Here is a 20,506-nt window from a genome sequence, read left to right as displayed (position 1 = left end):
CACGCTCTCTCACAGGGGGGTGGGGGTCCCACGAATGTGTGGTTCTTTGGGACGGTCGGGACAAAAATCCGGGATCAGACAACGGTAGTCAGGGCGGCGGGTACGGTTCAAGTCGTTGTCCACAGCCTGTGCACAGTGTGGGGCCGCATCGACTCGGTTTGACCGGATGGCGTAGCCGCGCGTACCGTAACGAGGTCGAGTTGTCGATGGCTGCTGCCGCCTGCCTACCGATGGGCGAAGGTCACTAGTCGTGATCATTTAGCGGTGCCACTCGGGCGTACACGCGAGTTTCCTCGTGGGCGCACGGTGACAGCCAGGCGATGTCCCGCCACAACGATTCATTCTCTGGAGCCCCCGAGTGAGCAAGCGCACCTTCCAGCCGAACAACCGCCGTCGTGCCAAGACCCACGGCTTCCGCCTGCGGATGCGTACCCGTGCCGGTCGCGCGATCCTCGCGAACCGTCGTGGCAAGGGCCGCGCCGCCCTTTCCGCGTAACCGCGCGCAGGTCGTGACGTCGTGCTGTCTCCCGATCATCGGCTGAGGCGGCGCGAGGACTTCGCGAGCGCGGTACGCCGAGGTCGTCGGGCTGGTCGCCCGCTCCTCGTCGTCCATCTACGTACACGCGGTGCAACGGACCCGCACGAGCCGGGGGAGATCGATCCCTCGACGCGTGCGGGTTTCGTCGTCAGCAAGGCTGTCGGCATCGCCGTCGTCCGTAACCGGGTGAAGCGCCGTCTGCGCCATCTCGTGCGCGAACGGCTCTCCCAGTTGCCCGCCGGTAGCCTGGTGGTGGTACGTGCCCTGCCCGGAGCGGGTGACGCCGGTCCCGACGAACTGGCCCGGGACCTGGATGCCGCTCTGGCGCGGCTTCTGGGAGGCGTAGCTCGATGAAGTACCCGCTGCTCGCTTTGATCAAGCTGTACCAGTGGACGATCAGTCCGCTGCTCGGGCCGGTGTGCCGCTACTACCCGTCGTGCTCGCACTACGGGTACGCGGCCATCGACCGGCATGGTGCGGTGAAGGGGACGGTTCTGACCGCCTGGCGGATTCTGCGGTGCAATCCGTGGTCCCCGGGTGGTGTGGACCATGTCCCACCCCGTAAACGCCCGCGTTGGCACGAGCAGCTGCGCAGTGCGTTGCGTAGATCTCGCAATGCTCAAGGAGCCTGATTAGTGGACACGATTGCCAGTCTGTTCAGCTTTATCACCACACCCGTCTCGTGGATCATCGTTCAGTTCCACAAGCTGTACGGCGCGGTCTTCGGAGCGGACAGTGGGTGGGCCTGGGGCCTGTCCATCGTGTCCCTGGTGATCTTGATCCGTATCTGTCTGATCCCGCTCTTCGTGAAGCAGATCAAGGCGACACGGGGCATGCAGGCGCTCCAGCCGAAGATGAAGGTGATCCAGGAGCGCTACAAGAACGACAAGCAGCGTCAGTCCGAAGAGATGATGAAGCTGTACAAGGAGACGGGTACCAACCCGCTCTCCTCGTGCCTTCCCATCCTGGCGCAGTCCCCGTTCTTCTTCGCGCTCTACCACGTGCTCTCGTCCATCGCGAGCGGCAAGACCATCGGTGTGATCAACCAGTCGCTGCTGGAGAGCGCGCGTCAGGCGCACATCTTCGGTGCCCCGCTGGCGGCGAAGTTCACGGACAGCGCCGAGAAGGTCGCCGGCCTGAACGCCTCGATCACCGATGTGCGCATCGTGACCGCCATCATGATCATCCTGATGTCGCTGTCGCAGTTCTACACGCAGCGCCAGCTGATGCAGAAGAACGTCGACCTCTCGGTCAAGACGCCGTTCATGCAGCAGCAGAAGATGCTGATGTACATCTTCCCCGTCATCTTCGCCGTCATGGGTGTCAACTTCCCCGTCGGTGTCCTCGTCTACTGGCTGACCACCAACGTGTGGACCATGGGCCAGCAGATGTACGTGATCAGCCAGAACCCGACGCCGGGCAGCACGGCGCAGGACCAGTACCTGACCCGTCTGCTGAAGCGCGTCAGCTCGCACGGTGACGTCAAGGGCCGGGGCCGGAAGAAGATCGTCGCGGCGATCGTGGCCAAGGGACCGGACCGTAACGACAACGAGCGCAAGTTCATCACCGCGCTGACGAAGCAGGGTATGGCCGCGCAGGCGGACGGCTCTGTGATCAAGAGTTCTGAGGCCACGGCCGACTCGGACGCGGCGAGCAGCGGCAGTGCCGCGAAGCGGCAGCAGCCGAAGCGGCAGTCGAAGTCGCAGCGTCAGACGCCCAGCAAGCCCTCTCCCAAGAAGTAAGAAGGAGTCTCTCCCGTGACGGAAGGCACCACCACCACTGCCGCTGAGGGCGGCGACACCCTGACCCGCCTCGAGCAGGAGGGGGAGATCGCGGCCGACTACCTTGAGGGTCTGCTGGACATCGCCGACCTGGACGGCGACATCGACATGGACGTCGAGGCCGACCGGGCCGCAGTGTCCATCGTCAGCGACTCCGGCCGTGACCTGCAGAAGCTCGTGGGCCGCGACGGCGAGGTCCTGGAGGCTCTTCAGGAGCTGACCCGCCTCGCGGTGCACCGGGAGACCGGGGACCGCAGCCGGCTGATGCTGGACATCGCCGGGTTCCGGGCGAAGAAGCGTGAGGAGCTGGCGGCGCTCGGTGCGCAGGCGGCGGCTGACGTGAAGGAGTCGGGCGAGCCGATGGAGCTGGCGCCGATGACCCCGTTCGAGCGGAAGGTCGTCCACGACGCGGTGGCGGCGGCCGGTCTGCGGAGCGAGTCCGAGGGTGAAGAGCCGCAGCGCTTCGTCGTTGTGCTCCCGGCCTGACCGGAAGACACGAGTGTTCGGCCCCGTCTGTGTCGCAGACGGGGCCGAAGTTTGTCAGCCTGGCCGTGGGGGTGCGACGTTCCTGAGGACGACGGGGCTCCAGCCAGTTTCGAAACAGTGCGGTACGGAAGGACGGTCCCCGTGACGGAGGCAGCGGAGCTTCCCCCGGCGCCTGAAGAGGCGCGTGCGGTGTTCGGTGAGTTTTTCCCGGAAGCTGTGCGGTACGCGGAGCTGCTCGCGGACGCGGGAGTCGAGCGGGGCCTGATCGGGCCGCGTGAGGTGCCGCGGTTGTGGGAGCGGCACCTGCTGAACTGCGCGGTGCTCTCGGAGGTGGTGCCCCAAGGCGTCACCGTGTGCGACGTGGGCTCGGGCGCGGGCCTGCCCGGTATCCCGCTGGCCCTGGTCCGGCGGGACCTGAAGATCACATTGCTGGAACCGCTGCTGCGGCGGACGAACTTCCTTCAGGAAGTCGTGGAGCTGCTCGGACTGGACCATGTCACGGTGGTGCGTGGGCGGGCCGAAGAGGTTCTCGGCAAGCTGCAGCCCGTGCATGTGGTGACGGCGCGCGCGGTGGCTCCGCTGGACCGGCTGGCGGGCTGGGGTGTGCCGCTGCTGCGTCCGTACGGGGAGATGCTGGCGCTGAAGGGCGACACCGCCGATGAGGAGCTGGTGGCGGCGAAGGCCGCGCTGACGAAGCTCGGTGTGGTGAAGACCTCGGTGCTGCACGTGGGCGAGGGCGTGGTCGATCCGCTGTCGACGGTGGTGCGCGTCGAGGTCGGGGAGAGCCCCGGTGGGGTGAGGTTCGCGGCCAAGCGGGCCAAGGCGGCCCGGGTGAGCCGTACGCGCCGACGTCGCTGATCTTCCGGGATCTTCTGGCGGATGGCGGAGTTCTGGGTGGGTCGGGTCCTATAGGTACGGATTTCGGAGTGTCGTAGCGGCCTGCTGTCTCCGTCCGGGCATCGTGTTTCACGTGAAACGTCGCTCTCTGCTGCACGGAATCATCAGCCGCGGTCGTGCGGCTGCGTCCCCCCGGCCGCGTAGGCCCTTGGGGGGGACGGAGTTGTCCACAACGGGGGATTCATCCACAGAAGTACGGGCCCCGCTGGTTCGTGGCCCGGGCGCCATGGCAGGCTCTGTTCATCGCGAGCCTGATGCCGAGGAGAGTGACACCGTGCGGTCCGAAGCCAACCTCGCGGGGCCGATGGCCGATCCGGTCCCCGGTCCCCGATCCGAATCACCGGGCGAGGATGTTTCACGTGAAACATCGTCTCCGCCCCTGGTGGACAACGAACCCATCGGCCGGCCGGCCCATCCGTACGCGGCTGGGCCGGGGCGTTCCGGTGGAAGGCTGCCCCGGCCGGGGCAGACCCGGGTCATGGTGGTCGCCAACCAGAAGGGCGGCGTGGGCAAGACCACGACGACCGTGAATCTGGCGGCGTCACTGGCCCTGAACGGCGCCCGGGTCCTGGTGATCGACCTCGACCCGCAGGGCAACGCGTCCACGGCGCTGGGTATCGACCACCATGCGGATGTGCCGTCGATCTACGACGTTCTCGTGGACAGCCGGCCGTTGCTGGAGGTCGTCCAGCCGGTGGTGGACGTGGAGGGGCTGTTCTGCGCTCCGGCCACGATCGATCTTGCGGGTGCGGAGATCGAGCTGGTGTCGCTGGTGGCACGGGAGAGCCGGCTCCAGAGGGCGATCCAGGCGTACGAGCAGCCGCTCGACTACATCCTGATCGACTGCCCGCCCTCGCTGGGCCTGCTGACCGTGAACGCGATGGTCGCCGGTGCGGAGGTGCTGATCCCGATCCAGTGCGAGTACTACGCACTGGAGGGGCTGGGGCAGCTGTTGCGCAATGTCGATCTGGTGCGGGCTCATCTGAATCCGTCGCTGCATGTGTCGACGATCCTGCTGACGATGTACGACGGCAGGACCCGGCTGGCCTCGCAGGTGGCGGAGGAGGTGCGCAGCCACTTCGGCAAGGAGGTGCTGCGGACGAGCATCCCGAGGTCGGTGCGTATCTCGGAGGCGCCGAGCTACGGGCAGACGGTGCTCACGTATGACCCGGGTTCCAGTGGTTCCCTCTCCTATCTGGAGGCGGCGCGGGAGATCGCGTTCCGAGGGGTCGGGATGGAGTACGACGCCCGTCACGTCCATCTGGGCGCGGGCATGAACAGCACGCAGAGTGCGGTGGAGGGGATCCAGTGAGCGAGCGACGCAGGGGGCTGGGACGGGGGCTCGGTGCGCTGATTCCCGCAGCTCCGCAGGAGAGGGCGACATCGGCGATCGGCGCGGGGTCGACGTCTCCGTCGGCGGTGCCGACGCTGACGTCGGAGCGTGGGACGACAGCGGCGAAGCTCGCTGCGCTGGCTCAGGCCGATGTTTCACGTGAAACACCGGCCTCGGCGGGAGAGCCGACGGCCGTGGCCGGGTCGGGCGCGGCGGGAGCGGCTTTCGCGGAGCTTCCGATCGACGCGATCACACCGAACCCGCGGCAGCCGCGTGAGGTGTTCGACGCGGACGCGCTGGCGGAGCTGGTGGCCTCGATCAAGGAGGTCGGCCTGCTTCAGCCCGTGGTGGTGCGGCAGGCGGCTGCGAGCCGTTATGAACTGATCATGGGCGAGCGCCGCTGGCGGGCCTGCCGGGAGGCCGGGCTGGAGTTCATTCCGGCGATCATCCGGGCCACGGGCGACGACAAGTTGCTGCTGGACGCGCTGCTGGAGAACCTGCACCGGGCACAGTTGAATCCGCTGGAGGAGGCTGCGGCCTACGATCAGCTGCTGCGGGACTTCAGCTGCACACACGATCAGCTGGCGGACCGGATCGGGCGTTCGCGTCCGCAGGTGTCGAACACGCTCAGGCTGCTGAGGCTGTCGCCTTCGGTACAGCGCCGGGTGGCGGCCGGGGTGCTGTCGGCGGGGCACGCGAGGGCGTTGCTGTCGGTGGAGGACTCCGGGGAGCAGGACCGGCTGGCCCACCGGATCGTGGCCGAGGGGTTGTCGGTGCGTGCGGTCGAGGAGATCGTGACGCTGCTGGGTTCGCAGTCGTCGAGCGGGGTGAAGCCGAGGGGCCCGCGGGCGGGTGCCCGGGTGGCTCCGGCGCTCAGTGAGCTGGCGACGCGGCTGTCGGACCGGTTCGAGACCCGGGTGAAGGTGGATCTGGGCCAGAAGAAGGGCAAGATCACGGTCGAGTTCGCGTCGATGGACGATCTGGAGCGGATTCTGGGGACGCTGGCGCCGGGTGAGGGCCGGGTACTGGAGCCGGGCGTTCCCGGGGAGTGATCCCCGGTCTGCCGAGGGCGGGCCGTACCGGTGGGAACCGGTACGGCCCGCCCTTTGCCGTGCTGCGGTTTCGGCTGATTCGGGCAGTGGATACGATGCGGTCATGGGTCGTCGGCTGGTACCGCTCACGCTGGACAACCTCAAGGATCTGCCCCGGCGTTGCCGGTCCTGTGTGTTCTGGGAACTGGACCCGGTCCGTGGTGAGGCCGCCGTGAAGGCGGGTACTCCGGCGCTGGACAAGGAGGCGTGGATCTCCGCCGTCCTGCTGGAGTGGGGTTCGTGCGGGCGGGTGGTCTACGTGGACGAGGTTCCGGTGGGATTCGTGCTGTACGCGCCACCGGCGTACGTGCCGAGGGCCACGGCGTTCCCGACGAGTCCGGTGTCGCCGGACGCGGTGCAGCTGATCACGGCATGGATCGCGCCGGGCTACCAGGGGCAGGGCCTGGGGCGGGTGATGGTCCAGACGGTGGCGAAGGATGTGCTGCGGCGGGGGTTCCGGGCGATCGAGGCGTTCGGGGACGCGCGGTGGGAGGGGCCGGCCTGTCTGCTTCCGGCGGACCATCTGCTGGCCGTGGGCTTCAAGACGGTCCGGCCGCATCCCGTGCACCCACGGTTGCGGCTGGATTTGCGGTCGGCGGTGTCATGGAAGGAAGACGTGGAGCTGGCTCTGGACCGGCTGTTGGGCGGGGCCCGCAAGGAGCCGGTGCTGCGCCCGCTGTGAGCGGACATGAGAACGGGGCCGTCCCCTCGTCAGAGGGAGCGGCCCCGTTTCACGTGAAACATTGCTGCTGTCAGGCGGTCTTGACCTCGATGAAGCCGTCGAGGTCGCGCAGGATGGCGGCCTTGGGCTTGGCACCGACGATGGTCTTGGCGACCTCGCCGCCCTGGTAGACGTTGAGCGTCGGAATGGACATGACGCCGTACTTGGCGGCCGTGGCCGGGTTCTCGTCAATGTTGAGCTTGACGATCTCGATCTGGTCGCCGTACTCCTTCGCGATGGCCTCAAGAGACGGGGCGATCTGGCGGCACGGGCCGCACCAGGCGGCCCAGAAGTCCACCAGGACGGGCTTGTCGCTCTGGAGGACCTTCTCGTCGAAGTCTTTGTCTGTCACGTTCTTCAGGGTGCCGGCCACAGCGGCCTCCTTCTTGTTCCTGCGGGGTGTGTGGTGCGGGGGTGGTACGGGGTCAGACCGTCGCGTGGGCGTGCTCGACGTCCGCGAGGGCGGAGAGGAAGCGCTCCGCGTCGAGGGCGGCGGAGCAGCCGGTGCCCGCGGCGGTGATGGCCTGACGGTACGTGTGGTCCACGACGTCGCCTGCGCCGAACACGCCGGTGAGGTTGGTACGGGTGGAGGGGGCGGTGACCTTGAGGTAGCCCTCGTCGTCGAGCTCCAGCTGGTCCTTGAACAGCTCGGTGCGCGGGTCGTGGCCGACGGCGATGAAGAGGCCGGTCACGGGGAGCGAGGAGGTCTCACCGGTCTTGGTGTTGCGCAGGGTGAGGCCGGAGAGCTTCTTCTCGCCGTGGATCTCGGCGACCGCGCTGTCCCAGGCGAACTTGATCTTCGGGTCGGCGAACGCACGGTTCTGCATGGCCTTCGAGGCGCGCAGGCTGTCCCGGCGGTGGATGATCGTGACGGACTTGGCGAACCGGGAGAGGAAGGTGGCCTCCTCGATCGCGGTGTCGCCGCCGCCGACGACGGCGATGTCCTGGTCCTTGAAGAAGAACCCGTCGCAGGTGGCGCACCAGGAGACGCCGCGGCCCGAGAGCGCGTCCTCGTTGGGCAGGCCGAGCTTGCGGTGCTGGGAGCCGGTGGTGATGATGACGGCCTTGGCGCGGTGCACGGTACCGGCGGTGTCGGTGACGGTCTTGATGTCACCGGTGAGGTCGACGGCCACGATGTCGTCCGGGACCAGCTCGGCACCGAAGCGCTCGGCCTGGGCGCGCATGTTGTCCATGAGGTCCGGGCCCATGATGCCGTCCTGGAAGCCGGGGAAGTTCTCGACCTCGGTGGTGTTCATGAGCGCGCCACCGGCGGTGACGGCGCCCTCGAAGACCAGGGGGCTGAGCGAGGCGCGTGCGGTGTACAGGGCAGCCGTGTAGCCGGCCGGCCCGGAGCCGATGATGATCACGTTTCGTACGTCGCTCACGGGTTAATTCCTCGTCTCTGCGGACTGCCTGCTGCCTACCGGGGGCCGGTGTGGACTCTCATCCACCCCAACTGATCCTACGGCGCATGCATTCCCTGCCCGTTCCTGTCCCGGTCCCAACGTGTCAACTTCGGGGATAGCTACTGGTCAGAAGGGTCTTTCCGGGGGTGGCGGGGGTGCTGTTCCCGCAGTGGGCGTCGACGAGGTAGGCGTCCACCGTGGTGGGGTCGCCGGTGTGGGGGAGGACGAGGAGGTAGACGTCGGTGCCCTGGTAGCTTCCGCGCTCGGTGGCGAGGGGGGTGTCGGAGCGGCCGGTGGCGGCCTGGACACAGGAGGGGACCGGGGATGTCCGGGCGTCTTCGGGTGCCAGTCCGGAGGCGGGTCCGGTGTTCTCCCCGTAGGTGCTGCTCCGCTCCTCGGGGGCGGCCTTCCGGGCGCCGGGCCCGGAGGCCAGGAGCCGGTGGACGCTGCTCCGGAGGCTCTGGGAGGTGTACGCGCCGTCGGAGGGTGGCTGGGCGGCGGCACTCGCGGCGTTGCTGCGGGAGGTGGCGTGGTGTGCGGGGGTTCCCGAGAAGCCGCTGAACAGGAAGATCCCGAGGGCGCAGGCGGCGGCTCCGGCCGTGCCCGCGATCACGGCGATACGGCGGCGGGCCCGGCGCCGACCGGGGCCGCCCACGCCGTGGGGCCGTCCGGAGGGCCTCCGGACGGCCTGTCCGGTGAGGGGGAAGGGCGATGTTTCACGTGAAACACCGTGGTCTTCCGTGCGCAGGCGCAGAGGAGGCGTCGTCCGGTCACGGGGTGAGGTGGCGTCGAGGAGTGCCTCGGCGGCGAGCGCCGCGTCGATACGGCCGACCAGGTCGGCGGGCATTCTGGGGGGTCCCGGGAGGGTGCCGAGGAGGGACCGGATCTCCTCCAGGGAGGTGCGGACGTCGGCGCACAGGGCGCAGTCGCCGAGGTGGCGGCTGACTTCCGCCGTCCGGGACGGGGGGAGGAGTCCTTCGGTCAGGTCGGAGATCTCCGAGACGTCCGGGTGCCGGATCGTGCCGGTCGTACCGGGTGTGGGGCTCACGGCCGTCCACCTCCGCCCTTCACTGTGTCGGGGTCCCTGGGTTCTGCCGCTGGTGGGACGGGTGTCCCCGGCGTCCGGTTCCTTCCCCGCTCGGCGGCGGTCTTATCCCCGGCATTCATGCGCAGATGGGTGAGGATCGGGGCGAGTTTCGCCCGGCCGCGGGCGCACCGGCTCTTCACGGTGCCGACGGGCACGTCGAGGACGCGGGCGGCTTCGGCGACGGGGTAGCCCTGCATGTCGACGAGGACGAGGGCGGCCCGCTGTTCGGCCGGGAGGGTGTTGAGCGCCGCCAGGAGCTGGCGGTGGAGGTCCCGGCGCTCCGCCGGAGCCGCGGCGGACTCATGGGGCTCCAGGAGGTGTTCCAGGCGGTCGGTGTCGTCCAGGGGGGAGGTTCTGCGGGAGGCCGTCCTGCGCGCGCGGTCGAGACAGGCGTTGACGGTGATGCGGTGCAGCCAGGTGGTGACGGCGGACTCGCCGCGGAAGGTGTGCGCGGCCCGGTAGGCGGAGACGAGGGCGTCCTGGACGGCGTCGGCGGCTTCTTCCCGGTCGCCGAGGGTGCGCAGGGCCACGGCCCACAGCCGGTCGCGGTGGCGGCGTACGAGCTCACCGAAGGTGTCGGGGTCCCCGGCGACGTGCAGGGCCAGGAGTTCCTGGTCACTGCGGTCGCCGGTCGCGGCTTCGTCCAACGGTGAGCCCCCCTGGCGTGCGTCAGCCCTTGAACTTCACGTCCGTGATGCCCTGCTTGTAGCCGGCGTCACTGTAATCGGCGTACGGGGCGTCCGGCATCGCGGTGATCCACAGGAGCACGTAGCGCGTCTTGACCGGGGTTTCCGCGGTCAGGTGCACCTCTGTCTCCTCGGTCTTGGTGCCCGTGATCTTCTTCATCTCCCCGACCGACTTGTTCGGCTGCAGGGAGTCTGCCGCGTACAGCGCCAGGGTGGTGTGGTTCCCCGGGAACTTGAGCCCGATCGAAACGTCGCTGACCTCGTGCTCCGCGCCGAGGTCATAGATGATCCCGACGCCGGGCTTGAGCTGGATCTCCGGACCGTTCTTGAAACTCTTGGTGCGCCAGTAGCTGGAGGTGTCCCCGTCGTACGACCTGGGGACCAGGTCCGGGTTCTGAGCCTTGCCGTCGGGGTAGTACTCGACGGCCGTCTTGACGGTGAGCGGAGTCGGTTCCTTCTTCGGAGCGTCGTCACCCTTGGGGGCCGGGGGCTGTTCACTGGTACTGCTGCCCTGGTTCATGCGGTCCAGAAGCGTGTCCGCGAGCTGCCAACTGCCCAGGCCGAGCGCGGCGATCAGCAGAGCGGCCACGCCCCACTTGAGGGCCCGGCCGGTACGGCTCTGCAGCGGGGGCGGCGGGGGGACGACCGGGAGGGGCTTGGCGGAGGCCATGCCGGGGGTCGTGGGGCGGCCGTAGGCGCCCTGCTGGTACGTGGTGTGCTGATACTCCGGCGGGGCGGTGAACGCGGGCTCCGGCGGCCGGATGCGGGGCATCGCGGCGACGGCCTTGGCCAGCTCCTCCGGGGTGGTGCAGGCGGGTTCCTGCCGGGACGCGGTGGCGCCGTCGTTGGCGAGGGCGCGCATGGCGAGTTCGCCCAGACCCCGGTGGACGCCGGCGCGGACCTGGTCCGGTGCGATCAGGCCGACGCCCTTGGGCAGGCCGGTGAGGCCGTAGGCGTCGTTCGCGTACGGCCAGCGCTGGGTGAGGGCGGCGTACAGGAGCGCGCCGATGGCTTCGGTGTCGGCGCGCTGGGGGGTGTCGCTGGTGATGCCGCGCAGGGCGGCGTTCACGGCGAGGCCGCGGATGCGGTACTGGCCCGTGGAGGTGCGCAGTATCGCGCTGGGCGTCAGGCGCAGGTGGGAGAGACCTTCGCGGTGCGCGGCGGCCATGGCCTGGGAGATCTGGCTGACGAGCTGGTACGCCTCGTGGGACTCCAGGGGGCCGGCGGCCAGGGTCGTGGTGAGTTCGGTGGCGTCGGGCAGCCACTCGTGGACGACGTAGACGAGGTCGTTCTCCTCCACGGCGTCCAGGACCTGGACGAACCGGGGGTCGCCGAGCAGGGCGGAGGAGCGGGCGGCGGCCAGGACGGCGCGGGCCCGGGAGTGGTCGGAGGGCAGGAGGTGGACCCCGACGGCGCGGCGCAGCTTCTCGTCCATCGCGCGCCAGCTGCTGAATCCGTCCAAGCGGGTGACGCACTCTTCGAGGCGGTAGCGCCTGGCCAGTTTGTGGCCGCTGTGGAGTTCGGGTGCGGCTGCGGGGGCCGCGTTCTTGTGCTCGCCGTCCTTCTCGGGCACGGGTCCGTCCGCGGCTCGTCCGTCCTGGGTGTCCACCCCGTCGGCCGTGGCCTGGGCCGCTTGCGCGGCCGGCGGCTCATCGCCGCTGTTGTCGGCCACGTCGACGGCAGCCGTGCTACGTTCCGCCACCGTCGTTCCTGCCTCCCCATCCGTTGCACGCTGTCGGCCAGTCTGCGAAGCCAAGCCAATTGTGCCCACAGTCCGCCCCTATGCACGACACATGATGGGGGGTGACGGTTGTGCGCATCAGCGCCCCAGTCGTCCGCGAACCATCCCGACCATGGCGTTCAGCTCTTCGATCCGCATCCGCTTGGCGGCGATGAGGAAGACGGCCACCAGCGCGACACCGCCGGCCGCGAGGGCCGCGGCGGAGCCGGTGACTCCGCTGCCCAGCCACTGGGTGACCGCGTAGGCGGCGGCGCCCGCGACGACGGCGGCGGGAACACAGGCGCCGGTGAGGCGGGCGTAGGTGCGCATCACGTGGGCGCCGTCGAGGTCACCGCCGAGACGGGTCCGCAGGCGGCGCCAGGCGACACCGACGCCCACGGCGTAGCCGAGACCGTACGCGGCGGCCATACCGACGACGGCCCAGCGCGCGGGGAGCACGAAGAAGGCGGCGGCGGAGACCGCGGCGTTGACGGCGGCCACGATGACGGTGTTGTAGAAGGGGGTCCGGGTGTCCTCGTAGGCGTAGAAGCCGCGCAGGACGACGTACTGGACGGAGTACGGGATCAGTCCGAGGCCGAAGGCCATCAGGACGTAGCCGATGTTCTGGGCGCCCGCGCCCGATCCCGCGTAGAGCAGGGTGGCCATGGGGACGCCGAGGGCGAGGAAGGCGAACGCGCAGGGCACGATCGCGACGGCCGAGGTGCGCAGTCCGTAGGAGATGTCGTCGCGTACGGCGGCGGCGTCCCCGTCGTGGGCGGAGCGGGAGATGCGGGGCAGGACGGCCGTCATGACGGAGACGGTGATGATGGCCTGCGGCATCTGCCACAGCAGCAGCGCGTAGTTGTAGGCGGTGATGCCGGTGCCGGGGTGGCCCTGCTTCTCGGCGACGGCTCCGGCCCAGGTGGAGAGCTGGGTGACGACGACGAGGCCGACCTGGTTGGCGAGGACGAAGAAGAAGGTCCACTTGGCCAGGCGGGCGGCCTTGCCGAGGCCGTGGCCCTTCCAGTCGAAGCGCAGGCGCGGGGTGAACCCGGCGTCACGCAGGTAGGGGAGCATCGCGAGGGCCTGGACGGTGAGGCCCAGGAGGGTGCCCAGGCCCAGCAGGCGGATGCCGTCGGTGGTGACGGTGGCGGCGTTCACGCCGGAGGTGGTGAAGCCGCCGAAGGCCCAGATGAAGGCGCCGAAGGTGGCGATGACGACGATGTTGTTGAGGACGGGGGTCCACATCATCGCGCCGAAGCGGCCCCGGGCGTTGAGGATCTGGCCGAGGACCACGTGGACGCCCATGAAGAACATGGTGGGCAGGCAGTAGCGGGCGAAGGCGACCGCGACTTCCATCTGGTGGGGGTCGGAGGCGATCTTCGGCGACATCATCGTGATGAACACCGGTGCGGCGAGCACGCAGACGGTGGTGACGGCCGCGAGCAGGACCACGACGAGGGTCAGGAGGCGGTTGGCGTACGCCTCCCCTCCGTCGCTGTCGTTCTTCATGGCCCGTACCAGCTGCGGGATGAAGACGGCGTTGAGGGCGCCTCCACCCACGAGGACGTAGATCATCGTGGGCAGGGTGTTGGCGATCTGGTACGTGTCGTTGAAGGTGCCGACGCCGATGGCCCCGGCGATGACCAGGGTCCGCAGGAAGCCGGTGATGCGGGAGACGATCGTGCCGGCGGCCATGAGGGCGCTGGACTTGAGGAGGCCGGAGGCCCGGCCGGCGGGCTTGCCCGGGGCCGGTGCGGCGACCGGGGCGTCCTCGACGGGGGTACGGGGGGCCGTCTGCTGGTCCCGGTAGAGATGGGTGAAGGCATCGGGTCCGGGCTGCGGGTCCGCGGCCTTGGTGACGAGGGAGTCCACGCCGACGAACTGCGTGGTGGTGGCGTGGTCGCCGTAGGGCAGATGACGTGAGGGGCCGTCCGGCTCGGGCGGCGGGGTCTGGGCCCAGACGCGCGGGTCGGGGGTGTACGAGGGGGTGGCCGGGGCCGCGTAGAGCGGGCCGGGCTCCTGGTAGGTGCCGGGCGGCGGCGGGGGGTGCGCGGCCCGGTCGTAGAGGACCTCGGCGACGGGGTCTTGCGCCGACAGGTCCTGCGACCGGTACGGGTCGTGGTCGTAGGCGTCATGGACATACGGGTCACGCTCCGGCGCGGGCACAGGCGCGGGAACCTGTCCGGGCACCGGGGCACCCGGGGCAGCACCCTGGTAGGGCGCTGGCCCACCGGTGCCCTGCGCACGGTCACCGTCGTACGGCGCGTTCATCGAAACCCCACCTCATCGTCCCCAGGCCGACCGGCCACGGCATCGCTCAACGGTCCACTGTCTCACCCGTCCCGGACCCGTCGGCGCTTTGCGGTCCGGTGTCCGGGGACTCGTCACTCTGCTGCGTGTTCTCCTCGGAGGCCGCGCGCGCTGCGACACGCTTGCGACTGGCGTACATCTTGATGCCCGCCAGGACGAGGAGGAGCACGCCGCCGGCGATGACGAGCATGACGGTCGGGGTGATCTCGGTGGCATCGACGGTGAAGGTCCGTGCCTTGCCGTAGGGGCTGCCGTCCTTGGTGAAGAGCTGCGCGGTGACCTCTACGGGGCCGCTCGCGGTGGCGTTCGCGGTGAACTTTACGGCCTGGCTGTGCCCGCCCTGGACGGTGACTTCCTGTTCGGCCTGACCACTGTTGCCGAACATCAGGCGCGTGGGGTTGGCGGACTTCACCCGCAGGACGAGATTGTGGACGTCCTGGACGAGGCTGTTCTGGACGCTGACCGGGATCGTGGCGCTGTGTCCGGACAGGGTGGCGTCGGACTTGGGGATGACCTTGACCTTCTCGGTGAGGCCGATCAGGTACGCCTGCACCTGGGCCCGGTAGAGCCGGGCCTCCTCGGGGCGGCCCCGCCAGGAGGTGGACATCTCCCGGTTGGTGGTGTTGCCGAAGGGGATCTCGACGCGGTCGGGCGCGGCGAGGATCACCTTGAAGTGGTCGAGGGTGGTCTGGGTGGTGCGGATCTCCTCGAAGGCGGAGACCGGCAGCTCCTGCTTGCGCAGGGCCTCGGGGTACTGGCCCGCGCCCGGTACCTGGGTGGCGGCGCCGGGGTCGGGCCTGGCGGCGGCAGCGGCTTCGAGGTCCGAGGGCTGGGTCCAGCGGCCGGCCTGGAGGCCCCGCAGGGCGGTGGCCATCGACTGGACCTGACCGGCGGACGGCATCCGCTGCGGGAGGATGACGAAGCTGCGCTGCTCGTCGGTGTTCTGCAGGTTGAGGGCGAGGCTGTGGGCGAGGAACCGCTGCACGGCCAGGGTGGAGGGTTCGGCGCGGAGCATGTCGCCCTCGAAGGCGGTGGAGAGCGCGGTGTCGGCGACGACGGCGGTGGTGCCCGCGCCGATGGGGCGGGCGGCCGAGGGCGTGTAGCCCAGGGCTCCGGTCTCCTGGAGGCTGTCGCTGCGCGTCAGGATGTTGTGGGCGCCGGCCGAGGTGGCGACGTTGACGATCGACGGGTCGATGGCGCCCTCCACCGGCCAGGAGAAGTCGGTGGAGGCGGGTACGTGCAGGACCGTCTCGACGGCCTGCTTCGCCTTGTCGGTGGCGGGCCGCAGCTGGCCCAGCGTGCCCGAGACGTCCTTGCCGTGATGGGCGAGAGAGGCGATGTCGGGGTCGGCGAAGGGCAGGGCGACGACCTTCTTGCCCTGGACGGCGTTTTCCAGGGAGCTCAGCCACTCCTCGGCGACGGCCTTGTTCCTGCCCTGGACGGGCTTCCCGTCAGGGCTGCGGACCCGGTAGCCCTTGGCCATCGCGTCGACCGTGTAGAGCAGGTCGGGGTCGATGACCCAGGTGACGGGCAGCTCCCTGCCCAGAGCGACCATCTGGCCCAGGCGTCCGGTGGGCCGCAGGTCGTCGGCGAGGGAGTCGTCGAGGAAGACGGGTGTCTGCTGCTCGTCCGAGCCGGTCTCCGCGGTCACCCGGGTGGTGGAGATCAGCGGCCACACGTAGGTGAGCTGGGAGCGCTTGGAAGAGGTCTCCGGCTGCCAGGGCAGGAAGGTCCGCTTGATACCGAGGACCTGCTCGGACGGGCGGCTCTCGCTGGTCCCGGACAGGGAGACGCCGAGCGGGTACACGCCGTCCTTGCCCAGGGGCAGATTGTTCACCGGCACCTTGAGGGTGAACTCCTGGCTGCTCTTCGAGGGCAGCGAGGGGATCTTCACGGCATAGGCGCGATCGATCTCGCCCGGGTCGGAACCGGCCCGGAACCCTTGCTTCTCCGTGACGTCGTTGATGGCGGACCGGTCCGCCAGCGGCTGGCCGACCCGCAGCCCCACACGGGCCTCGGTGATCGTCTCGCGGCCGTTGTTGACCACGGTGCCGGAGAGGGTGAGGGTGTCGCCCTTGACCGGGGCGGTGGGGGCCATGGAGACCAGCTGGACGTCCACGCCGGCCGCCTCGGCGGCCTGGGCCGGTGGAACGGGAGAGCAGACGAGAGCGGCGAGCACCGGCGTCCCGGCGAGCAGGACGGCCGTGCGCCGCAGCCATCGGCGCCGGACGAGGACGGGGACCGCCCCCTGGATCTCTGCCGCCTCGGCCACGCGCTCGCCCGTTCCTCGAAGTGTCAGTGGTCGTCGTCTGTGCGTCCACGCATGGTAACGAGACGCGCTGTGCGCGAGTGCCGCGCCTTGCCCCACATGATCGGCACAGCCCTTCGGGCGCCGTGTGCCGGGGTCGCCGGGAAACGAGTGAGCTCCGGCCGGGCCGGGCACGTACCCTTTTCTGTTGTGCCGAACGCCAACGAAGACAACCCCAGTGCCCTGAGTCAGGTGCAGCGCCGCGCGGTGAGTGAACTGCTGCGGGTCGCCCCTGTCGCCGACGAGCTCGGCCGCCGATTCCAGGAGGCGGGCTTCAGCCTCGCCCTGGTCGGAGGGTCCGTCCGCGATGCGCTGCTCGGGCGTCTCGGCAACGACCTCGACTTCACCACCGACGCGCGTCCGGAGGAGGTCTTGAAGATCGTCCGGCCATGGGCCGACTCGGTCTGGGACGTCGGTATCGCCTTCGGCACGGTCGGTGCGCAGAAGCAGGGCTTCCAGATCGAGGTGACCACCTACCGCTCGGAGGCGTACGACCGGACCTCGCGCAAGCCGGAGGTCTCCTACGGCGACTCGATCGAGGAGGATCTGGTCCGCCGGGACTTCACGGTGAACGCGATGGCCGTCGCGCTGCCCGGCAACGTGTTCGTCGATCCGCACGGTGGCCTGGAGGATCTCCAGGCGGGTGTCCTGCGGACCCCCGGTACCCCGGAGGCCTCGTTCTCCGACGACCCGCTGCGGATGCTGCGGGCCGCCCGCTTCGCCGCGCAGCTGGACTTCGAGGTCGCCCCCGAGGTCGTGGCGGCGATGAAGGAGATGTCCGGCCGGATCGAGATCGTCTCGGCGGAACGGGTGCAGGGCGAGCTGAACAAGCTGCTGCTCTCCGCCCACCCGCGCAAGGGCCTGGGTCTGCTCGTGGACACGGGGCTGGCCGACCGGGTCCTGCCCGAGCTGCCCGCGCTGCGGCTGGAGAGCGACGAGCACCACCGGCACAAGGACGTCTACGACCACTCGCTGATCGTGCTGGAACAGGCGATCGCGCTGGAGGAGGACGGCCCCGACCTGGTGCTGCGGCTGGCGGCCCTGCTGCACGACATCGGCAAGCCCCGTACCCGCCGGTTCGAGCACGACGGCCGGGTCTCCTTCCACCACCACGAGGTGGTGGGCGCGAAGATGACCAAGAAGCGGATGACCGCGCTGAAGTACTCCAACGACCTGGTCAAGGAGGTGTCCCGGCTGGTGGAGCTGCACCTGCGCTTCCACGGCTACGGGGACGGGGAGTGGACCGACTCCGCGGTGCGGCGCTATGTCCGCGACGCCGGTCCCCTGCTGGAGCGCCTGCACAAGCTGACCCGGTCGGACTGCACCACGCGCAACAAGCGCAAGGCCAACGCCCTCTCCCGCACCTACGACGGGCTGGAGGAGCGCATCGCGCAGCTCCAGGAGCAGGAGGAGCTGGACGCGATCCGGCCCGACCTGGACGGCAACGAGATCATGCGGGTGCTGGACGTCGGCCCCGGCCCGGTGATCGGCAAGGCGTACGCGTTCCTGCTGGAGCTGCGGCTGGAGAACGGCCCGATGGACCGTGACGTGGCGGTCGCGGCCCTCAGACAATGGTGGGCCGCGCAGGCGTGACACGGGGCGGGAGGCGGCGGTGTTTCACGTGAAACACCGCCGCCTCCCGGTTTCACGTGAAACGTCGTCGGCTCGTTTCACGTGAAACACGCCGGGGGCGTCCCAGGAGCACCGCGGTCGCGGCGTAGAGGGCGGCGACGCACAGGACCAGCGGCACGGACCGTCCGTCCGCGGGGAGCATGAGGGCGGCCACCGCCGCCGCGCCGACGAACGCGATGTTGAACAGGACGTCGTAGACGGAGAAGACCCGGCCCCGGAACTCGTCGTCGACCCGGGACTGGACGACCGTGTCGGTGGAGATCTTGGCGCCCTGGGTGGCGAGGCCGAGCACGAAAGCCGCCACCAGCATCGGGCCGGGAGCGAAGAACAGGCCGAGCGCGGGGACCAGGACCGCTGCCCCGGCGGCGCAGACGACGATCCAGCCGCGGGTGCCCAGCCGGCCGACGGCCCAGGGCGTGATGACCGCCGCCGCGAAGAATCCGGCGCCGGAGACACCGATGGCGACCCCGAGCAGGGCCAGACCGCCGGCCTCGTCGTCCGACCAGGAGTAGCGGCAGAGCATCAGCAGCATGACGGTCAGGGCCCCGTAGCAGAACCGCATCATGGTCATCGCGGTGAGAGCCCGGGCGGCCTCCCGGCGGGCCGCCAGGTGGCGCAAGCCCTCCACCATGCCCCGGACGGTCAGGGCGGCGCCTTCGGCGAGGGAGGGATGGACCCGGCCGGGAGGCTGATCGGGTCCGAGGAGGGCGGCGGGCAGGCGCAGCGAGGCGAGGGCCGCGCACAGGTAGAGGCCGGCTCCGAGCAGGACGACGAGCGTGTTGGAGTCGGCGGCCAGCAGCTGGACGAGGAAGGCCAGCCCGCCGCCCGCGGTCGCCGCGAGGGTGCCCGCGGTGGGGGACAGGGCGTTCGCCGTGACGAGCTGGCCGGGGCCGACGACCCGGGGAAGGGAGGCGGCGAGCCCGGCGAGGACGAAGCGGTTGACGGCCGTCACGGACAGCGCCGAGGCGTAGAACAGCCAGTCGGGGACGTGCGTGACGATCAGGACACCGGTGACACAGGCGAGGAAGGCCCGCAGCAGGTTGCCGTAGAGGAAGACCTGGCGGCGGCGCCAGCGGTCCAGGAGCACTCCGGCGAAGGGGCCGACGAGGGAGTAGGGCAGCAGCAGTACGGCCATGGCCGAGGCGATGGCCGCGGGAGAGGTCTGCTTCTCCGGGGAGAACACGACGTAGGTGGCGAGCGCGACCTGGTAGACGCCGTCCGCCGCCTGGGAGAGCAGCCGTACGGCGAGCAGGTCGCGGAAGTCCTTCAGGCGCAGGAGTACGCGCAGATCACGTACGACAGGCATGAGGGCAAGGGTCACATACGCGGAGGGTCCCCGGGCACATTGCCCGGGGACCCTCCGCGGAAGACCGGCCGAAGTCCAGGTGTCCGAAAGGACCCTGGGGTTCGGTCAGCGCTCGATCTCGCCCGTGATGAACTTCTCGACGTTCGCGTACGCCTCGTCGTCGAAGTACTGCACCGGCGGGGACTTCATGAAGTAGCTCGACGCCGACAGGATCGGGCCGCCGATGCCGCGGTCCTTTGCGATCTTCGCGGCGCGCAGGGCGTCGATGATGACACCCGCGGAGTTCGGGGAGTCCCAGACCTCCAGCTTGTACTCAAGGTTCAGCGGGACGTCTCCGAAGGCGCGGCCCTCAAGGCGGACATAGGCCCACTTGCGGTCGTCGAGCCACGCGACGTAGTCGGACGGGCCGATGTGGACGTTCTTCTCGCCGAGGTCCCGGTCGGGGATCTGCGAGGTGACGGCCTGCGTCTTGGAGATCTTCTTCGACTCCAGCCGGTCACGCTCCAGCATGTTCTTGAAGTCCATGTTGCCGCCGACGTTGAGCTGCATGGTGCGCTCAAGACGGACACCGCGGTCCTCGAACAGCTTCGCCATCACGCGGTGCGTGATGGTGGCGCCGACCTGCGACTTGATGTCGTCGCCGACGATCGGGACACCGGCCGCGGTGAACTTGTCCGCCCACTCCTTGGTACCGGCGATGAAGACCGGGAGGGCGTTGACGAACGCGACCTTGGCGTCGATGGCGCACTGGGCGTAGAACTTCGCCGCGGCCTCGGAGCCGACGGGCAGGTAGCAGATCAGGACGTCGACCTGACGGTCCTTGAGGATCTGGACCACGTCGACCGGGGTCTCGGCCGACTCCTCGATGGTCAGGCGGTAGTACTTGCCCAGACCGTCCAGGGTGTGGCCGCGCTGCACGGTGACACCCGCGTTCGGGACGTCACAGATCTTGATGGTGTTGTTCTCGCTGGCGCCGATGGCGTCCGAGAGGTCGAGGCCGACCTTCTTCGCGTCGACATCGAACGCGGCGACGAACTCGATGTCACGCACGTGGTAGTCGCCGAACTGGACGTGCATCAGACCGGGGACCTTGGCCGCCGGGTCGGCGTCCTTGTAGTACTCGACGCCCTGCACCAGTGAGGCGGCGCAGTTGCCCACGCCGACGATGGCTACGCGAACCGAACCCATTCCGGTTGCTCCC

At 69.5% G+C, this 20,506-nt stretch carries 19 protein-coding genes; 10 read left to right on the top strand and 9 right to left on the bottom strand.

Annotation, left to right across the window (positions count from 1 at the left end):
* The first annotated feature begins 358 nt into the window (after positions 1 to 358).
* The 9 genes from rpmH to ACIA5F_RS01065 all read left to right on the top strand — a co-directional run bounded on the left by rpmH (position 359) and on the right by ACIA5F_RS01065 (position 6,808).
* The gene (gene rpmH / locus ACIA5F_RS01105) at positions 359 to 496 is read left to right on the top strand and encodes a 50S ribosomal protein L34 (RefSeq protein WP_008741645.1); all 138 of its coding nucleotides are present in this window, start codon (positions 359 to 361) and stop codon (positions 494 to 496) included.
* A gap of 21 nt (positions 497 to 517) precedes the next feature.
* Positions 518 to 892, top strand: coding sequence for a ribonuclease P protein component (rnpA, locus tag ACIA5F_RS01100; protein WP_399347774.1), 375 nt, complete (start codon positions 518 to 520; stop codon positions 890 to 892).
* On the top strand, positions 889 to 1,170 hold the full coding sequence (yidD, locus tag ACIA5F_RS01095; protein WP_078904056.1) for a membrane protein insertion efficiency factor YidD: 282 nt from the start codon (positions 889 to 891) through the stop codon (positions 1,168 to 1,170). Before rnpA ends, yidD begins: the two co-directional genes overlap by 4 nt.
* Before the next feature lie 3 nt (positions 1,171 to 1,173).
* Positions 1,174 to 2,280 (top strand): membrane protein insertase YidC, encoded by a 1,107-nt coding sequence (yidC, locus tag ACIA5F_RS01090; protein ID WP_399347771.1) that lies wholly within the window; start codon positions 1,174 to 1,176, stop codon positions 2,278 to 2,280.
* A 15-nt stretch (positions 2,281 to 2,295) separates the two neighbouring features.
* Positions 2,296 to 2,805 (top strand): protein jag, encoded by a 510-nt coding sequence (locus ACIA5F_RS01085; protein WP_399347769.1) that lies wholly within the window; start codon positions 2,296 to 2,298, stop codon positions 2,803 to 2,805.
* 141 nt (positions 2,806 to 2,946) lie between these two features.
* The gene (rsmG, locus tag ACIA5F_RS01080) at positions 2,947 to 3,663 is read left to right on the top strand and encodes a 16S rRNA (guanine(527)-N(7))-methyltransferase RsmG (RefSeq protein WP_399347767.1); all 717 of its coding nucleotides are present in this window, start codon (positions 2,947 to 2,949) and stop codon (positions 3,661 to 3,663) included.
* A 265-nt stretch (positions 3,664 to 3,928) separates the two neighbouring features.
* Positions 3,929 to 5,014, top strand: a complete 1,086-nt coding sequence (locus ACIA5F_RS01075; protein WP_399347765.1) for a ParA family protein — start codon at positions 3,929 to 3,931, stop codon at positions 5,012 to 5,014.
* On the top strand, positions 5,011 to 6,087 hold the full coding sequence (locus ACIA5F_RS01070; protein ID WP_399347763.1) for a ParB/RepB/Spo0J family partition protein: 1,077 nt from the start codon (positions 5,011 to 5,013) through the stop codon (positions 6,085 to 6,087). Before ACIA5F_RS01075 ends, ACIA5F_RS01070 begins: the two co-directional genes overlap by 4 nt.
* A gap of 103 nt (positions 6,088 to 6,190) precedes the next feature.
* Complete coding sequence (locus tag ACIA5F_RS01065) at positions 6,191 to 6,808, top strand: GNAT family N-acetyltransferase (protein ID WP_399347761.1); 618 nt, start codon at positions 6,191 to 6,193, stop codon at positions 6,806 to 6,808.
* A gap of 70 nt (positions 6,809 to 6,878) precedes the next feature.
* Here the strand turns inward: ACIA5F_RS01065 and trxA are convergent, their stop codons facing one another.
* From trxA to ACIA5F_RS01030, 7 genes are all read right to left on the bottom strand, one after another.
* Positions 6,879 to 7,220, bottom strand: a complete 342-nt coding sequence (gene trxA / locus ACIA5F_RS01060; protein ID WP_399347759.1) for a thioredoxin — start codon at positions 7,218 to 7,220, stop codon at positions 6,879 to 6,881.
* A gap of 52 nt (positions 7,221 to 7,272) precedes the next feature.
* On the bottom strand, positions 7,273 to 8,232 hold the full coding sequence (trxB, locus tag ACIA5F_RS01055) for a thioredoxin-disulfide reductase (RefSeq protein WP_399347757.1): 960 nt from the start codon (positions 8,230 to 8,232) through the stop codon (positions 7,273 to 7,275).
* 124 nt (positions 8,233 to 8,356) lie between these two features.
* Entirely contained in the window at positions 8,357 to 9,301 is a 945-nt protein-coding gene (locus ACIA5F_RS01050; RefSeq protein WP_399347755.1) for an anti-sigma factor family protein, read from the bottom strand.
* Positions 9,298 to 9,987 carry an RNA polymerase sigma factor SigM gene (sigM, locus tag ACIA5F_RS01045; RefSeq protein WP_399347753.1) on the bottom strand — a complete coding sequence of 230 codons (690 nt, stop codon included), beginning with the start codon at positions 9,985 to 9,987 and terminating at the stop codon, positions 9,298 to 9,300. The genes ACIA5F_RS01050 and sigM overlap by 4 nt, the downstream gene beginning before the upstream one ends.
* Before the next feature lie 22 nt (positions 9,988 to 10,009).
* Entirely contained in the window at positions 10,010 to 11,728 is a 1,719-nt protein-coding gene (locus ACIA5F_RS01040) for a protein kinase family protein (protein ID WP_399347751.1), read from the bottom strand.
* Between the two features lie 117 nt (positions 11,729 to 11,845).
* Positions 11,846 to 14,020 carry a murein biosynthesis integral membrane protein MurJ gene (murJ, locus tag ACIA5F_RS01035; RefSeq protein ID WP_399347749.1) on the bottom strand — a complete coding sequence of 725 codons (2,175 nt, stop codon included), beginning with the start codon at positions 14,018 to 14,020 and terminating at the stop codon, positions 11,846 to 11,848.
* Positions 14,021 to 14,066: 46 nt separating this feature from the next.
* Positions 14,067 to 16,331, bottom strand: a complete 2,265-nt coding sequence (locus ACIA5F_RS01030; RefSeq protein ID WP_399347747.1) for a DUF6049 family protein — start codon at positions 16,329 to 16,331, stop codon at positions 14,067 to 14,069.
* A gap of 186 nt (positions 16,332 to 16,517) precedes the next feature.
* On the opposite strand from ACIA5F_RS01030, the gene ACIA5F_RS01025 reads away from it, so the two are divergent.
* Positions 16,518 to 17,960 (top strand): CCA tRNA nucleotidyltransferase, encoded by a 1,443-nt coding sequence (locus ACIA5F_RS01025; RefSeq protein WP_399347745.1) that lies wholly within the window; start codon positions 16,518 to 16,520, stop codon positions 17,958 to 17,960.
* Between the two features lie 52 nt (positions 17,961 to 18,012).
* On the opposite strand, the gene ACIA5F_RS01020 is transcribed toward ACIA5F_RS01025, so the two are convergent.
* Positions 18,013 to 19,305 carry an MFS transporter gene (locus tag ACIA5F_RS01020; RefSeq protein WP_399347743.1) on the bottom strand — a complete coding sequence of 431 codons (1,293 nt, stop codon included), beginning with the start codon at positions 19,303 to 19,305 and terminating at the stop codon, positions 18,013 to 18,015.
* A gap of 105 nt (positions 19,306 to 19,410) precedes the next feature.
* Positions 19,411 to 20,493: an inositol-3-phosphate synthase gene (locus ACIA5F_RS01015; RefSeq protein WP_399347741.1), complete on the bottom strand. Its 1,083-nt coding sequence runs from the start codon at positions 20,491 to 20,493 to the stop codon at positions 19,411 to 19,413.
* Positions 20,494 to 20,506 lie beyond the last annotated feature (13 nt).

It is taken from the genome of Streptomyces sp. NPDC051567, from assembly GCF_044454165.1.
Taxonomy (GTDB): domain Bacteria; phylum Actinomycetota; class Actinomycetes; order Streptomycetales; family Streptomycetaceae; genus Streptomyces.
The sequence above is the reverse complement of the archived record's forward strand: the minus strand, read 5'-3'. Positions and strand labels throughout refer to the sequence as shown.

Coding starts and splice junctions, on each gene's coding strand:
- ACIA5F_RS01065 (WP_399347761.1), top strand. CDS start 6,191: ATGGGTCGTCGGCTGGTACCGCTCACGCTGGACAACCTCAAGGATCTG.
- ACIA5F_RS01015 (WP_399347741.1), bottom strand. CDS start 20,493: ATGGGTTCGGTTCGCGTAGCCATCGTCGGCGTGGGCAACTGCGCCGCC.
- ACIA5F_RS01075 (WP_399347765.1), top strand. CDS start 3,929: ATGGCAGGCTCTGTTCATCGCGAGCCTGATGCCGAGGAGAGTGACACC.
- murJ (WP_399347749.1), bottom strand. CDS start 14,020: ATGAACGCGCCGTACGACGGTGACCGTGCGCAGGGCACCGGTGGGCCA.
- ACIA5F_RS01020 (WP_399347743.1), bottom strand. CDS start 19,305: ATGCCTGTCGTACGTGATCTGCGCGTACTCCTGCGCCTGAAGGACTTC.
- yidD (WP_078904056.1), top strand. CDS start 889: ATGAAGTACCCGCTGCTCGCTTTGATCAAGCTGTACCAGTGGACGATC.